Annotated in this window: 13 protein-coding genes and 1 tRNA gene; 4 read left to right on the top strand and 10 right to left on the bottom strand. The window is 65.4% G+C overall.

Annotated elements, in window-relative coordinates; all coding sequences use genetic code 11:
- Positions 1 to 13: 13 nt before the first annotated feature.
- The gene (locus tag QMG72_RS08185; protein WP_226773969.1) at positions 14 to 511 is read left to right on the top strand and encodes an SRPBCC family protein; all 498 of its coding nucleotides are present in this window, start codon (positions 14 to 16) and stop codon (positions 509 to 511) included.
- A gap of 96 nt (positions 512 to 607) precedes the next feature.
- On the opposite strand, the gene QMG72_RS08180 is transcribed toward QMG72_RS08185, so the two are convergent.
- Both QMG72_RS08180 and QMG72_RS08175 read right to left on the bottom strand, forming a co-directional pair.
- A tRNA-Tyr gene (locus tag QMG72_RS08180) sits at positions 608 to 689 on the bottom strand.
- Positions 690 to 839: 150 nt separating this feature from the next.
- Positions 840 to 1,094: a hypothetical protein gene (locus QMG72_RS08175; protein ID WP_226773970.1), complete on the bottom strand. Its 255-nt coding sequence runs from the start codon at positions 1,092 to 1,094 to the stop codon at positions 840 to 842.
- Between the two features lie 194 nt (positions 1,095 to 1,288).
- On the opposite strand from QMG72_RS08175, the gene QMG72_RS08170 reads away from it, so the two are divergent.
- A complete protein-coding gene (locus QMG72_RS08170; RefSeq protein ID WP_226773971.1) occupies positions 1,289 to 1,780 on the top strand; it encodes a YajQ family cyclic di-GMP-binding protein in 492 nt (163 codons plus the stop codon).
- A 141-nt stretch (positions 1,781 to 1,921) separates the two neighbouring features.
- Here QMG72_RS08170 and htpX read toward each other — a convergent pair whose 3' ends face one another.
- Both htpX and QMG72_RS08160 read right to left on the bottom strand, forming a co-directional pair.
- Positions 1,922 to 2,791 (bottom strand): zinc metalloprotease HtpX, encoded by an 870-nt coding sequence (gene htpX, locus QMG72_RS08165; RefSeq protein ID WP_283480245.1) that lies wholly within the window; start codon positions 2,789 to 2,791, stop codon positions 1,922 to 1,924.
- Positions 2,792 to 2,843: 52 nt separating this feature from the next.
- Positions 2,844 to 4,115 (bottom strand): MFS transporter, encoded by a 1,272-nt coding sequence (locus QMG72_RS08160; protein WP_282358519.1) that lies wholly within the window; start codon positions 4,113 to 4,115, stop codon positions 2,844 to 2,846.
- Between the two features lie 150 nt (positions 4,116 to 4,265).
- On the opposite strand from QMG72_RS08160, the gene QMG72_RS08155 reads away from it, so the two are divergent.
- Both QMG72_RS08155 and QMG72_RS08150 read left to right on the top strand, forming a co-directional pair.
- Positions 4,266 to 4,739: a Fur family transcriptional regulator gene (locus tag QMG72_RS08155; RefSeq protein ID WP_226774180.1), complete on the top strand. Its 474-nt coding sequence runs from the start codon at positions 4,266 to 4,268 to the stop codon at positions 4,737 to 4,739.
- 16 nt (positions 4,740 to 4,755) lie between these two features.
- The gene (locus QMG72_RS08150) at positions 4,756 to 6,264 is read left to right on the top strand and encodes a catalase (RefSeq protein ID WP_226774179.1); all 1,509 of its coding nucleotides are present in this window, start codon (positions 4,756 to 4,758) and stop codon (positions 6,262 to 6,264) included.
- A gap of 123 nt (positions 6,265 to 6,387) precedes the next feature.
- On the opposite strand, the gene QMG72_RS08145 is transcribed toward QMG72_RS08150, so the two are convergent.
- From QMG72_RS08145 to QMG72_RS08120, 6 genes are all read right to left on the bottom strand, one after another.
- Entirely contained in the window at positions 6,388 to 7,920 is a 1,533-nt protein-coding gene (locus QMG72_RS08145; protein WP_283480243.1) for an APC family permease, read from the bottom strand.
- Between the two features lie 162 nt (positions 7,921 to 8,082).
- A complete protein-coding gene (locus tag QMG72_RS08140) occupies positions 8,083 to 8,490 on the bottom strand; it encodes a DUF779 domain-containing protein (RefSeq protein WP_226774177.1) in 408 nt (135 codons plus the stop codon).
- 16 nt (positions 8,491 to 8,506) lie between these two features.
- Positions 8,507 to 9,517: an alcohol dehydrogenase AdhP gene (gene adhP, locus QMG72_RS08135; RefSeq protein ID WP_226774182.1), complete on the bottom strand. Its 1,011-nt coding sequence runs from the start codon at positions 9,515 to 9,517 to the stop codon at positions 8,507 to 8,509.
- Positions 9,518 to 9,635: 118 nt separating this feature from the next.
- Positions 9,636 to 11,159 carry an acetaldehyde dehydrogenase ExaC gene (gene exaC, locus QMG72_RS08130; RefSeq protein ID WP_226774176.1) on the bottom strand — a complete coding sequence of 508 codons (1,524 nt, stop codon included), beginning with the start codon at positions 11,157 to 11,159 and terminating at the stop codon, positions 9,636 to 9,638.
- Between the two features lie 134 nt (positions 11,160 to 11,293).
- Positions 11,294 to 12,682, bottom strand: coding sequence for a helix-turn-helix domain-containing protein (locus QMG72_RS08125; RefSeq protein ID WP_226774175.1), 1,389 nt, complete (start codon positions 12,680 to 12,682; stop codon positions 11,294 to 11,296).
- Between the two features lie 240 nt (positions 12,683 to 12,922).
- On the bottom strand, positions 12,923 to 14,359 hold the full coding sequence (locus QMG72_RS08120) for an FAD-dependent oxidoreductase (protein WP_226774174.1): 1,437 nt from the start codon (positions 14,357 to 14,359) through the stop codon (positions 12,923 to 12,925).
- Between the last annotated feature and the right edge of the window lie 169 nt (positions 14,360 to 14,528).

Below are 14,528 nucleotides of genomic sequence, written 5' to 3'. Positions count from 1 at the left end.
GAAGAGTTCCGCCATGGCCGTTATCAGTTCACACCAGAATGCCGCAGCCCTCAGTTTCACCGTCATCGCCGAGTTCGACGCCGGCATCGAGCGCGTCTGGCAGCTCTGGGAGGACCCGCGCCAGCTGGAGCGCTGGTGGGGCCCGCCCACGTGGCCTGCGACCTTCGAGAGCCACGACTTTGTGCCCGGCGGGAAGGCCAGTTACTACATGACCGGACCCGACGGCGAAAAAGCCCGCGGCTGGTGGCGGTTCACCGCCATCGAGGCTCCGCACCGCCTGGAGTTCGACGACGGTTTTGCTGATGACAACGGCGACCCGAACCCCGACCTGGGCACGAGCCATGCAGTGATGAGGCTGGCGGCAGTCGAAAACCGCACCCGGATGACAGTGGTGTCGACCTTTGACTCGGCCGCCGCACTGGAACAGGTCCTCGCCATGGGCATGGAAGAGGGCATGAAGCAGGCCCTCGGCCAGATCGACGGCATCCTCGCCGGCTCGGGCCCCGCCTGACCACCACCGTCCGCCCCGCAGCTCCGGAGCGGAACGAGGGGCCCCGGCAAAGAAAAAGTCTCCGGAACCTATTGGTTCCGGAGACTTTTTCAAGGGTGGCAGATGAGGGATTCGAACCCCCGTAGGCGTTGCCAGCTGATTTACAGTCAGCCCCCTTTGGCCGCTCGGGTAATCTGCCGAACTTCAAAAGAAGATCACTCCCGGCCGCTATCTACAAAACGCCTGTTTCCAGTCCGTTCCGCTTCCAGTAACCGCGGGCAAGACAACTTTACAGAACTTCCGCCGAAGAATCGAATCGGCGGTCTGCCACCTCAAAAAGCCTGGAAACTCAGGCCTCGCCTAGGATGCGGCCGGCGAGTTTCGCCTCGAACCTTGCGGCCTGTTCCTCGGTGACCTGGTTCAGCTGGATGGCCCGCGCCAAGTCCGCATGAACACCATCCAGCCTCGCCGAGGCATCGGCGGCGGGGCTGAAAATGATCGAAGCCGCCAGTGTTGCGGCAGCCACCGAGGTCGCGGCGGCGGCAATTCCGCCAACTGCCGCCGCGGTGGAGCTAATGACGTACCGGACGGCCTGGTTTTGCATAAGGTCTACCTTTCGGGGAACTCTTCCAACTCCCGCAACTCTGCGCGCCGAAACTTCGTTCCCGCCCTGACTCAGCTTTGAGCGGACTGTGAAAGCGGCGGATCGCGGCGCCTTCAGATCGGGGCATCCGTACTAGGCTGGATTACAGACCCCAGAGCCCCTCGACGGGCACCCCAACGATCAGGAGGACAGTCATGGCAGGCGAATCCACATTCGACGTCGTCAGCAAGGTAGACAAGCAGGAAGTCGCCAATGCGATGAACCAGGCGCAGAAGGAACTGGTCCAGCGCTACGACTTCAAGGGAGTCGGCGCCGAGGTTGATTTCAGCGGCGAGAAGATCCTGATGAAGGCCAACTCCGAAGAGCGTGTGCTGGCCGTCCTGGACGTGCTGCAGTCCAAGCTGATCCGACGCGGCATCTCCTTGAAGTCGCTGGACACGGGTGAGCCGTATCCCTCCGGCAAGGAGTTCCGGCTCGAGGCCACCATCAAGGAAGGCATCGAGCAGGATCTCGCCAAGAAGATCAACAAGCTGATCCGCGACGAGGGTCCCAAGTCCGTCAAGTCGCAGATCCAGGGCGACGAGCTGCGCGTGACTTCCAAGTCCCGCGACGACCTCCAGGAAACCATGAACCTGCTCAAGGGATTCGACGAGGCAGACCTGCAGTTTGTGAACTTCCGCAGCTAAGAGCCTGCCGCGGCACAAAGTTGCCGACGACGCGCGAAAGGGCTGTCGATGCCGTAATACCGGCATCGACGGCCCTTTCGCGCAGCACGGGCACTTCTCGGCGTCAGGGAGGGTCGCCGCCCGCCGGTGCCGGGCCAGCGCCTAGCCCGATTGCCGGCCGGCCATCCGCTCAAGCCGGCCGATCCTCTCGCTCATCGGCGGATGCGTCGAGAACATCTTCGCTACGCCGCCGGCGCGGAACGGATTCGCGATCATCAGGTGCGAGGCGTTAACCAGCCGCTGGTCCTGCGGCAGCGGCGCCAGTTGCACGCCCTGCTCAATCTTGCGCAGGGCGGAGGCGAGCGCCAGCGGATCACCCGTGAGCTTGGACCCGTCCTCGTCGGCGTCGAACTCCCGGGTCCGGGAAATGGCCATCTGGATCAGCGAGGCGGCAAAGGGTGCGAGCAGCGCCATCGCGATCGCGGCGATGGGGTTGGCATTGCGCCGGTCCCCGCCGCCGAACAACAGGAACATCTGGGCCACGGAGGTAATAACCCCGGCGACGGCCGCAGCCACGGACGAAGTCAGGATGTCCCGGTTATAAACGTGCATCAGCTCGTGGCCCAGCACACCGCGCAGTTCGCGGTCGTCCAGCAGCCGGAGGATGCCTTCCGTGCAGCACACCGCCGCGTTCTGCGGGTTCCGTCCGGTAGCGAAGGCATTTGGCGCCATTGTCGGCGAGAGGTAGATCCGCGGCATGGGCTGCTGTGCCGTGGCCGAGAGCTCTTGGACAATCCGGTGCAGTTGCGGCGCCTCGGCCGCCGTCACGGGATAGGCCTGCATGGACCGGATGGCGATTTTGTCACTGTTCCAGTATCCGTAGGCAGTGGTGCCAACGCCGATCAGGGCCATGATCCACAATGGCGCGGCGCTGCGCAGGCTGGCGGCCATCAGTGCGCCGATACCCAGCAATACCGCCCACAGCACGCCAAAAAGAGCGGCGGTCTTCAGTCCGTTGTGATGCTGGTGCAATGTTCCTCCCGCAAGTTGTCCTGCCCTGGACCCGGACCCGGACAACGTTTCGTTACGGCACCGGGTTCCGCGCGTCGTACCTCAGGAAGCCCGACTGCCAGCGCGCCACGGTCCAAGCCACCGCGACGCACAACAAGCCGCCCAGAAGCAGGACCCAGCCTTCACTAAGAATTTTAGTCCCGCCGCCCGCCAGCATGTCCCCCACCCTCGGACCGCCTGCCACCACCACTATGAACACTCCCTGCAAGCGGCCGCGCAGGTGGTCCGGGGCCGAGGCCTGCAGGATGGTGGTGCGGAAGACGGCACTGACAGAGTCCGCGATGCCGGCCAGCCCGCAGCACAGGGCCGCCGGAAGCAGCCACCACGTTACGCCGCCGGCGCCGGAGTTCCCGGCAAGCACCACGACGAGGCCGAAACCGGCAATCGAGGCGCCCCAACCCATCACGGACCAGACGACGGCCGTTCCCTGCCGACGCACCGCTCCCAGCGGCCCGGAGAAGAGGCCGGCCAGGAACGCCCCAACCGCGGTGGAGGCAAGCAGGATGCCCACGGTGGTTTCGCCGCCGCCGATCATTACGGCGCCGATCGCGGGAAGAAGCGCCCGGGGCTGGGCAAGGATCATCGCGACGAGGTCAATCACAAAGGTCATCCGCAAGTTGGGGCGCGTGCCCAGGAACCGGAAGCCTTCGACGACGGAGCGCAGGCCCGCCGGCCGCGCATGCTCACCCGGCGGCATGGCGGGCAGACGCAGGAGGGCCCACAGGGCGAAGGCGAAGGTGCCGACGTCGACTGTATACGTCCAGGCGAAGCCGACGGAGGCCACGAGAAGCCCGGCCAGCAGGGGCCCGGCCGTTAGGGTGAGGCCGAAACTGATCATGCTCAGCGCGTTCGCCGCCGGCAGGAGCTCCTTGCGGATCAACACCGGAATAATGGCGCTGCGAGCCGGCTGGTTGATGGCCTGGGCGCCGCTCTGCACAGCGACCAGAACGTACAGCAGCCAGATATTTCCCAGTTGCAGCCAGGCTTGCAGTGCAAGGCAGGCGGTGGTCAGCCACAGCACAGACGAAGCCAGCAGTGCTACCCTGCGTCGGTCGTGGGCGTCGGCGATCGAACCGCCCAGCAGGCCACCGATCACCAACGGGACCAGGGCGAAGATGCTCAGCAGTCCAACGTACAGGCTGTCCTGGGTGAGCCGGTAGACCTCCAGGCTCACGGCGACCAGGGTCAGTTGGCTGCCCAGCGCGGCGACGGCGGACCCGAGCCACAGGCGGCGGAACGCCGGACTCTCGCGCAAGGGCGTAATGTCCGCCAGATATTTCCCCACCCGGATACTCTAGCGGCGGCGGAAGGGCCGGCCGGTGTTCCGGACGTCCGGCGCGGTCTGGGGGTCGCCCTTGGGACGGGGTCGCTAAGGGGGTGCGTAGTTAGCCGAGCCTTATTGCGATCGAATCATAATAAGTGCTTGAATGGTGCCATGACGGTTTCGACAGGCAGCCAGGCAGCATGGGCTGCTGCCCTGCGCGCCCATGGCCGCCGCGTGACCAAACAGCGGCTGGCCGTCCTTACCGCCGTCGAGCATCTCCCGCATTCACCGGCCGAGCACATCCTGGCCGCCGCACGCCGGGAACTTCCCGAGTTGACCGCACAGTCCGTCTATGTTGTCCTCGGCGACCTGACCGAGTTGCAAATGCTGCGCCGCTTCGAGCCGCCGCACTCTCCCGCCCTGTACGAGACGAGGGTGGGCGATAACCACCACCATGCTGTCTGCATCGGTTGCGGCCGGGTGGAGGACGTCGATTGCGCCGTCGGCCATGCCCCGTGCCTGACACCCAACTGGGATACCAACGCCCGGCCGATGAGCATCCAGATCGCCGATGTGCTCTACCAGGGCGTCTGCCAGGACTGCCAGGAAACCCAACAACTTCCCGCCACCTCTGAAAACAAGTAATCCACCAAGGAGAATGATGACTGCGAACCTTTCCGCGCCCATCCCGCACACCGCGACCACTACCCAGACCGGAGCCCCCGTCGCCTCCGACGAGCACTCGCTGACCTCCGGTGCCGACGGTGCCACCGCGCTGCACGACCGTTACCTGGTCGAGAAGCTGGCACAGTTCAACCGCGAGCGGATTCCGGAGCGCATCGTCCACGCCAAGGGTGGCGGCGCCTTCGGCACCTTCACGGTGACCGGCGACGTTTCCCGGTACACCCGCGTAGCTGCGTTCCAGCCGGGCGCCCAGGTTGGCACGGCCATCCGCTTCTCCTCCGTCGCCGGCGAGCAGGGCTCCCCCGACACCTGGCGCGATGTCCGCGGTTTCGCGACCCGCTTCTACACCCCCGAGGGAAACCTGGACATCGTGGGCAACAACACCCCCGTGTTCTTTATCAAGGACGGCATTAAGTTCCCGGACTTCATTCACTCGCAGAAGCGCCTGCCGGGTTCCGGTCTGCGCGATGCCGACATGCAGTGGGACTTCTGGACGCTCTCCCCCGAGTCCGCCCACCAGGTCACCTACTTGATGGGTGACCGCGGACTGCCCCGCTCCTGGCGCGAGATGCACGGTTTCTCCTCCCACACCTACCTGTGGACGAACGCCGCGGGCGAACGCTTCTGGGTCAAATACCACTTCCGCTCCAACCAGGGCGAGCACAACATCACCAACGAACAGGCCGGGGAGCTTGCCGGCGCCGACGCCGACTACTACCGCCGCGACCTGTATGAGGCCATCAACGAGGGCAACTTCCCCAGCTGGGACCTGCACGTCCAGGTCATGCCTTACGAGGACGCCAAGACGTACCGCTTCAACCCGTTCGACCTGACCAAGGTCTGGCCGCACGCCGACTACCCGCTGGTCGAGGTCGGCCGTTTCGAGCTGAACCGCAACCCGGAGAACTTCTTCGCCGAGATCGAGCAGATCGCACTGTCTCCGGCGAACGTCGTCCCGGGCCACGACATCTCGCCGGACAAGATGCTCACGGCACGTGTGTTCTCCTACCCGGATGCGCACCGCTACCGCGTGGGCACCAACTTCAACGAACTGCCGGTCAACCGACCGGTCTCGCCTGTGAACAACTACTCGCAGGACGGCTCGCTGCGCCACGGCTACAAGCCGGCAACGGCCCCCGTCTACGCGCCGAACTCCTTCGGCGGTCCCGTGGCCGACCCGGCCCGCGCCGCTGAGGGTTCCTGGGAATTCGACGGCGCCCTGATCCGCACCGCAGCGACCCTGCACTCCGAGGACAGCGACTTCGGCCAGGCCGGCACGCTGTACCGCGACGTCTTCGACGAAGCAGCCAAGGCCCGCTTCCTGGACACCATCACCGGTGCCGTCGGCGGGGTGCAGAACGCTGCGATCAAGGAACGCGCCATCCAGTACTGGACCAACGTCGACGCCGGACTCGGCGCGAAGCTGCGCGCCAACCTGGGTGCCGGCGCTGCCAGCTCCGAGGCTGAGGCAGCCAACAAGATCTGATCCTCTTGTTGGCGGCTGCCGCGTAACGCCGAAGTCGCCGGAGCCGTGCCAGTTCGTCGGAAGTTTCCGGCGAACTCGCACGGTTCCGGCGACTTCGCTGTGTCGGGACCGGCCACTCCCTGATCAGGAGCGGGTGAGGGCAGCGTTCCTGTCGCCGGGGCCGTTAACCGAAGCCTTGGCCTCGGCGAATTTCTCGTTCAACCGGGAGTGACGCTGGCCGTAGGAGAAGTAAATAATCACACCGATCACGAGCCAGCCGGCGAAGAAGATCCACGTCTCCACGGCCAGGTTGGTCATCAGATACAGGCACAGCACTGCAGAGACAATCGGCAGGACCTTCCCCAGCGGCACGCGGAACGCCGGTTTCAGGTCCGGCCGCTTCTTACGGAGCACCAGCACTCCGATGCTCACCGTCACAAATGCCGAGAGCGTGCCGATGTTGATCATTTCCTCCAGCAGGTCCACGTTGGTGAGTCCGGCGACGACGGCAACGGCGGCTCCGCAGATGATCTGCAGCCGGACCGGCGTCGCGCGGATGGTGCTGGTCTTGGACAGCGAGCGGGGAAGCAGGCCATCGCGGCTCATGGCCAGCACCACCCGGGAGAGGCCCATCAGCAGCACCATGATCACAGTTGTCAGGCCCACCAGGGAGCCGAAGGCGATGACCTTGGCCGCGTCGTTATTGCCAACAGCCTCGAACGCCGTGGTGAGGGTCGGGTTCTTGGCCACGGCCAGTTCGGTGTACGAGACCATGCCGGTCAGCGCCAGTGAGACCAGGATGTACAGCACTGTGACGACGGCGAGGCCGCCGAAGATGCCGCGGGGCAGGGTCTTCTGCGGGTTCTTAACCTCCTCGGCCGAGGTGGCAACAACGTCAAAGCCGATGAAGGCGAAGAAGACCAGGGCGGCGCCGGCGAAGATGCCCAGCGTGCCGTACTGCGCCGGGGCAGCCCCAGTAAGGAAGCCGAAGAAGGACTGCTTCATGACGTCGGCGGCGCCGGTGCCCCCGGTCGGCTCGGACGCCGGAACGAAGGGCGCGTAGTTCTCGAACTTCACGTAGCTGAAGCCCACCACGATGACAAAGAGCACAACTGCGATCTTGATCAGGGTAAAGACGTTGCCGACGCGGGCGGACAGCTTCGTTCCCAGCACCAGCAGCACCGTAAACACGGCGACGATCAGGAAGGCGCCCCAGTACAGGTCCACGCCCGCCAGGGAGATCGACGGCGGGATGTCAGCGCCCATAAGCGCGAAGACTTTGCTGAGGTAGATGCCCCAGTACTTGGCGATCACCGCACCGGCGGTGAACAGTTCGAGGATGAGGTTCCAGCCGATGATCCACGCCAGCAACTCGCCCATGGTGGCGTAGGTGAAGACGTAGGCGGAGCCGGCGACCGGAATAGCCGTGGCGAACTCGGCGTAGCACATGATGGCCAGGGCACACGTGACGGCGGCAATGGCGAAGGACAGGGTCACGGCGGGGCCGGCGAAGTTTGCGGCCGCCTTGGCGCCCACCGAGAAGATACCGGCGCCGACAGCGACGGCGACACCCATAATCATCAGGTCCCAGGAGCTGAGCGAGCGCTTCAACTTGCGTCCGGGTTCCTCGGCGTCCGACATGGACTGCTCAATCGATTTGGTCCGGAATAGATTCATGGCAAAGTCCACATTCTTGGTAGCTGGGTGGAAACAACCTGTCCATAGTAGTGTCCATCCACTGGACGGCCATTTTCATCCCGCATAGTGAGACCAGAAAGCGGGCCGCGCAGGGTAGCTGCACGGCCCGCTCGCGGATCATCCGCCCGGTTCCAGGCCCGCCTAAACCGGCCAGTCCATCAGCTTTGACCGGATCAGGAACCGTTTGCCCTCAGGTGCTTCCACCGAGAAACCACTCCCCCGGCCGGGAACGACGTCCACGGTCAGGTGCGTGTGGCTCCAGTAGTTGAACTGTTCCTTCGACATCCAGAACTCAATGGGCTGCGGCTGCAGGCCGTCCGAGATGTCGAACAGGCCAAGTTGCACGTCGGAGTCACCGGTGATGAATTCCCCTGCGGGGTAGCACATCGGGGAGGAGCCGTCACAGCAGCCGCCGGACTGATGGAACATCAGCGGCCCGTGTTGGAGCCACATCTTGCGCAGCAGCTCCACCGCGGCCGGAGTGAGCGCCACCCGGGAGAAGTCTTCCCCGGGAAGGGTCACTGCGGCGTCGAGTTTTGTCCCGGACATTAGCATTCTTCCTTCGTCAGTATTTGATGACCACACGGCCGTCGATCTTGGCGTGCTTCATTTCGTCGAGGACGGCATTCACTTCCGAGAGTTCCCGGGTGGAGACCGTGGGCCGGATCTTGCCCTGGGCGTAGAAGTCCAGCGCCTCCTCCAGGTCCTGCCGGGTACCCACAATGGAGCCGCGGACGGTCAGGCCCTTGAGCACAATCTCAAAGATCGGCGCCGGGAAGTCGCCCGGCGGCAGGCCGTTGAACACAATCGTCCCGCCGCGCCGGGCCATGCCGATCGCCTGGCCGAATGCCGACGGGTGCACCGCTGTGACCAGGACTCCATGGCAACCTCCTGTTTCGCGCTGGATAACTTCGGCCGGATCCTCGTGCAGGGCATTGACGGTCAGTTCGGCCCCGTGCTTCTTGGCGAGGGCGAGCTTGTCGTCGGCAATGTCAACCGCGGCGACACGCAGGCCCATCGCCACCGCATATTGGACGGCGATGTGGCCGAGTCCGCCGATGCCCGAGATCGTGACCCACTGGCCCGGCCTGGCCTCGGTCATCTTCAGGCCCTTGTACACCGTCACGCCGGCGCACAGCACGGGAGCCACCTCCACGGGGTCCGAGCCGGCCGGGATCCTGGCGGCGAAGCGGGTGTCCACCAGCATGTACTCGCCAAATGAACCATCCACGCTGTAGCCGGCGTTCTGCTGCGCTTCACACAGGGTCTCCCAACCGGTCCGGCAGTACTGGCAGTCGCCGCAGGCGGACCAAAGCCAGGCATTGCCGACGAGGTCGCCGACGGCCAGGTCCGTCACGCCGGCGCCGAGGGCAACGACTTCACCGACGCCTTCATGTCCGGGGATAAACGGCGGGCTCGGCTTCACCGGCCAATCGCCTTCCGCGGCGTGCAGGTCCGTGTGGCAGACTCCGGTGGTCAGGAGCTTTACCAGCGCTTCACCCCGGCCCGGCACGGGGACGGGCAGGGTCTGGATCTGCAGGTCCTTGCCGAATTCGGTCACTACTGCGGCCTGCATTGTCGTCGTCGTCGTTGTCGTCGTCATAGCGAAATCCTTGCGTCATAAAGCGTGTGTGTAACCAAAGGCATGTGCAGTGGGCCGGCATCCTTCCGCTGAGGTGCACAACTGGTGCGGCTTAGAAGAAGCCGAGCTTGTTCTCGTTGTAGCTGACCAGGAGGTTCTTGGTCTGCTGGTAGTGGTCCAGCATCATCGAGTGGTTTTCGCGGCCGATGCCGGATGACTTGTAGCCGCCGAACGCAGCACCCGCCGGGTAGGCGTGGTAGTTGTTTACCCACACCCGGCCGGCCTGGATCTCACGCCCGGCGCGGTAGGCTACGTTGCCGTTGCGGGACCAGACGCCGGCGCCGAGGCCGTAGAGGGTGTCGTTGGCGATGCCCATGGCGTCGTTGTAGTCGCTGAAGCGGGTCACGGAGACCACAGGGCCAAAGATTTCCTCCTGGAAGATCCGCATCTTGTTGTGACCTTCGAAAATGGTCGGCTGGACGTAGTAGCCGCCGGCCAGGTCGCCGGGCATTTCGGCCCGGGCACCGCCGGTGAGGATCTTGGCACCCTCCTGCTTTCCGATGTCGATGTAGGAGAGGATCTTTTCCAGCTGGTCGTTGGACGCCTGGGCGCCGAGCTGGGTTTCGGTGTCCAGCGGGTTGCCTTGGATGATCTTCTCGACCCGGGCCACGGCGTCGGCCATAAAGGAATCGTAGATGTCCTCCTGGACCAGGGCGCGGGAGGGGCAGGTGCAGACTTCGCCTTGGTTGAAGGCAAAGAGCGTAAAGCCTTCCTGGGCCTTGTCGTAGAACGCGTCGTTGGTGTCGGCCACGTCGTTGAAGAAGATGTTGGGGCTCTTGCCGCCCAGTTCCAGCGTGACCGGGATGAGGTTCTGGCTGGCGTACTGGCTGATCAGCCGGCCGGTGGAGGTTTCGCCGGTGAAGGCGATCTTGCGAATCCGCGGGCTGGAGGCCAGCGGCTTGCCGGCCTCGACGCCAAAACCGTTGACCACGTTCAGGACGCCGGCCGGGAGCAGGTCGCCGATGAGTTCCATCAAGACCAGGATCGAGGACGGTGTCTGCTCGGCCGGCTTCAGGACCACTGCGTTGCCTGCGGCGAGGGCCGGGGCGAGTTTCCAGACGGCCATCAGGATCGGGAAGTTCCAGGGGATGATCTGGCCGACGACGCCGAGGGGCTCGTGGAAGTGGTACGCGGTGGTGTCCTCGTCGAGCTGGGACAGCCGGCCTTCCTGGGCCCGGACGGCGGAGGCGAAGTAGCGGAAGTGGTCGGCGGCGAGCGGGATGTCCGCGTTGAGGGTTTCGCGGATCGGTTTGCCATTGTCCCAGGATTCGGCGACGGCGAGCATCTCGAGGTTCTCATCGATGCGGTCGGCGATCTTGTTCAGGATGGCGGCCCGCTCGGCCACGGAGGTTTTGCCCCAGGACGGGGCAATCTTGTGTGCGGCGTCCAAGGCAAGCTCGATGTCCTCAGCGGTGCCGCGGGCAACCTCACAGAACGCCTTCCCGGTGACGGGGGTGATGTTCTCGAAGTACTGGCCTTTGACCGGGGCAACCCACTCGCCGCCGATCCAGTTCTCGTAGCGGTCCTTGAAAGTAACCTTCGAGCCCTCGGTACCGGGCTGTGCGTAAACAGTCATTGCTAGCTCCTTTGCTGTGCAAGATTGATGGCGGCCAGTTGCCGGCGCCACCGTTGCACTCAGCCTAGGAGCCAGGAGGTTGCAGTCAGGTTGCAGTGGGCGTGACCCGGGTCACGCTGCTCCGAAAGCGCACTTCAGGCGGTAAGTTCCGCCTCGAGCCGTTCCAGGTCAGCGACGATCGCGGCCCGTTTGGGCGAGCGCGGCGGCAGCAGCTTCAACGCCGCGATCCGGACCTCGACGTCGTCCCTGGCCTCGGGAAGCTCGGCGTAGCGCAGCAGCGACTCGGCGCTGCCATCCGTGAGGACCGCTTCGCGGAGCAGTGAACCGACCCGGTTCCGCAGCTCGGCGATGCCGGGGGCCTCGGAGCGCGGCAGGACGGCGCCGCGGTAGATCTCCAAGGCGATCCGGTGGGCGCCGCGCTGCAGGCAATTGAGGACCTGGACTGAGTCCGGCACCAGATCCAGCGGCAGCCGGTAGGGGCGCGACTCGGGAACGGCGTCCGGATTGAGCTGCTGGAGGACCTTTCGCAGGCGGACCATCTCGGCCCGCAGAGTCATGGTGGAGGCGTTTCCGGGGTACAGCAGTGCGCAGAGCTCCTCGGCGTTCAGGCCGTCCGGGTGGGTGCTGAGCAGCGCCAGGATTTCACTATGCCGGGCCGACAGCGCCACAGTGCGGCCGTCGATACTAAGCAGCGCCTGGTCCCTGCCGAGCAGCTGGAGGCTGTTGCGGTAGAGGCTGCCGGAAGCCACGGCCGGCCCCCCGCCCGAAGCGGCGGAAGCGGCGCCCCGCCGTCGTGCCGGCGAGGACTGGCGCGCAGCGGCCAGCTGCAGCCGTTCCACCCGCAGGTGCGCCTGGGCAGCGGCGACCGTCGCTTCGACCAGCGACAGTGTGTGCGGGGCGACGGCAGATTCCGTCCCGGTAATGTCGACGACACCCAGCAGGGCCCCGGAATCCGGATCATGGAAGGGAACTGCCGTGCAGCTCCACGGGTGCACGGAGCGTTTGTAGTGTTCGGCGCCCGCGATCTGGATGCCGCGGCCCAGGGCCAGGGCAGTGCCGGGGGCGCTGGTTCCCACCGTCGCCTCGGACCAGTCGGCCCCGGGTACGAACATCATGCCTTCGGCCCGGCGCCGCATCTCGGCATCGCCTTCGACCCAGAGCAGACGACCCACTTCGTCCCCCACGGCGACAAGCATTCCACTCTCGTGGCTGGGCAGAACCAGGAGTTTGTGGATCACGGGCATAATGGCGGCGAGCGGATGCTGGCGGCGGTACTCTTCGAGTTCCTCTAGGTCCATGGCCAAGGGGGCCTCGGGGTTGTCCGGGTTCGCCTGCAGCTCCGCTGAGCGGCGCCAAGATTCCTGGATCAGGCTGCTGAGACCCGGGAGCTGCAGGTCCGCCGGCAGCACACGTCCCCGGGAGTCCAGTTGCTCATGGCCGGCGCTTGCATACTGCTGGCGCAACGCAGCGGGCAACCTACCCGCTGGCGGGAACGGAGCCGCCGGATGGATCACTTTCGTCATTGAACTCCCACTGGAGAGGCGCGACCACGCCGAAGGCAGCCACGTCCAGCTCAGTGTAGTGCGCGTTGTCAGTGCCCGCCATAGCTCGCCGGTCCCGGGCACTGTCGGAGCGTGGCCTGTGCCAACTGCGTGGACCAGGCGCCACCTCCGGCGGGGCGCCAAAGCGCCTTCGACGCCGCAACACCCGGTGCCCCAGCGTTCTTGCGCGTCGCGGGGTGAGCTGCGCCGCGTGGAGCAGGATTAGTCGCGGGAGATCTGCACCATGTCCTCGCGCGGAACCACCTTAACGCGCTCCCGGACGATTCCGTTGGCCTCGCCGGACGCCGACCACTGCGCGCCAAGGGCCAATTCGTGGGCGTCGAGCTTGTTCCAGCCTTCCCAGGTGGTGTATTCGACCCCGCGGGCTTCAAGGAGCTCGATGATCGCCTGCGGGTCCGGGTTTTGCGCCGGCGGCAAGCCCAGCCGGTCCTCGAGCAGGCAGCCGATGGTCTCCAGGGCGTCGCCCTTGGTGTGGCCGATCAGGCCCACGGGGCCTCGCTTGATCCAGCCCGTCGCGTAGATGCCCGGCACCGGATTGCCGTCGGAGTCCAGCACACGGCCGCCCTCGTTGGGGATGACGCCGCGGCGGGCGTCGAACTCCAGTTCGTCCAACGGCGAGCCGTGGTACCCGATCGCGCGGTAGACGGCCTGGACCGGGTAGTCCAGGAACTCCCCCGTGCCCTTGACGTTTCCGGTGCCGTCCAGCTCCATCCGTTCGAACGTGATGCCGGTAACCTCGCCGGGCCGTGCTGCGTCATCATGGACCTCCACCGGGCTGTGCAGGAAATGCAGGTGCAGGCGGCGGGAAGATGGCTCCTGCGCTGCGGTGTGTTCCTCGACGAGCCAGTTCGTGAGGGTGTTCACCATGGTGCGGATCTGGTTGTTGCCGCGGATCGCCTCGTCCGAGGCGTCGTCGAACTCGAAGTCCTCCGGGTAAAGGACAATATCGACGTCCCGGGCGTGCGAGAGCTCGCGCAGTTCCAGCGGCGTGAACTTCACCTGGGCCGGTCCGCGGCGGCCAAAGACGTGCACATCCGTGACCGGGGAGTTCTTGAGCGCCTGGTAGACGTTGTCCGGGATTTCCGTCACAAGCAGCTCGTCGGAGTGTTTGACCAGCATCCGGGCGACGTCGAGGGCCACATTGCCGTTGCCGATCACGGCGATCTCCTTGGCCTCCAGCGGCCAGTCGCGCGGTACATCCGGGTGGCCGTCGTACCAGGAAACGAAGTCCGCCCCGCCGAAGGATCCCGCAAGGCCCACACCGGGGATATCCAGTTCCGCGTCCTTGACGGCTCCGGTGGAGAAAATCACCGCGTCGTAGAAGGCCCTGAAGTCGTGCAGGGTCAGGTCGCGGCCATAGCTGACGTTCCCGAGGAAACGGATGTCGCCGCGGTCCAGGACCTTGTGCAGGGCGTTGACGATCCCCTTGATCCGGGGATGGTCCGGGGCGACGCCGTAGCGGATCAGGCCATAGGGGGCCGGGTAGGCTTCGAAAAGATCGATGCTGACCTCGAAGTCGCCGTCCTTGACCTCGTTGGACTTGGTGAGAATGTCAGCAGCATAGACGCCGGCCGGGCCGGCGCCGACAATCGCAACGCGGAGCGGACGTTTGGACGTGGTTTCGGCCGAGTTGGACACCGGAAGCCCTTCTGAGTCTTAGCGACGGCGCCAGCTCATGCAGCGCACAGTCTTCCATTCTAAATGTCCTCGGCCGCCTCCGGGTGCCCCGGTGACCAACGTCCCAGGAATCCCGGGCCCGGCGCTGCAGGCATCGGAGCCGAAAGCAGGAATACCGGCCCTGGAGGTG

This window comes from Pseudarthrobacter sp. PH31-O2, from assembly GCF_030063265.1.
GTDB lineage: Bacteria > Actinomycetota > Actinomycetes > Actinomycetales > Micrococcaceae > Arthrobacter.
The sequence above is the reverse complement of the archived record's forward strand: the minus strand, read 5'-3'. Positions and strand labels throughout refer to the sequence as shown.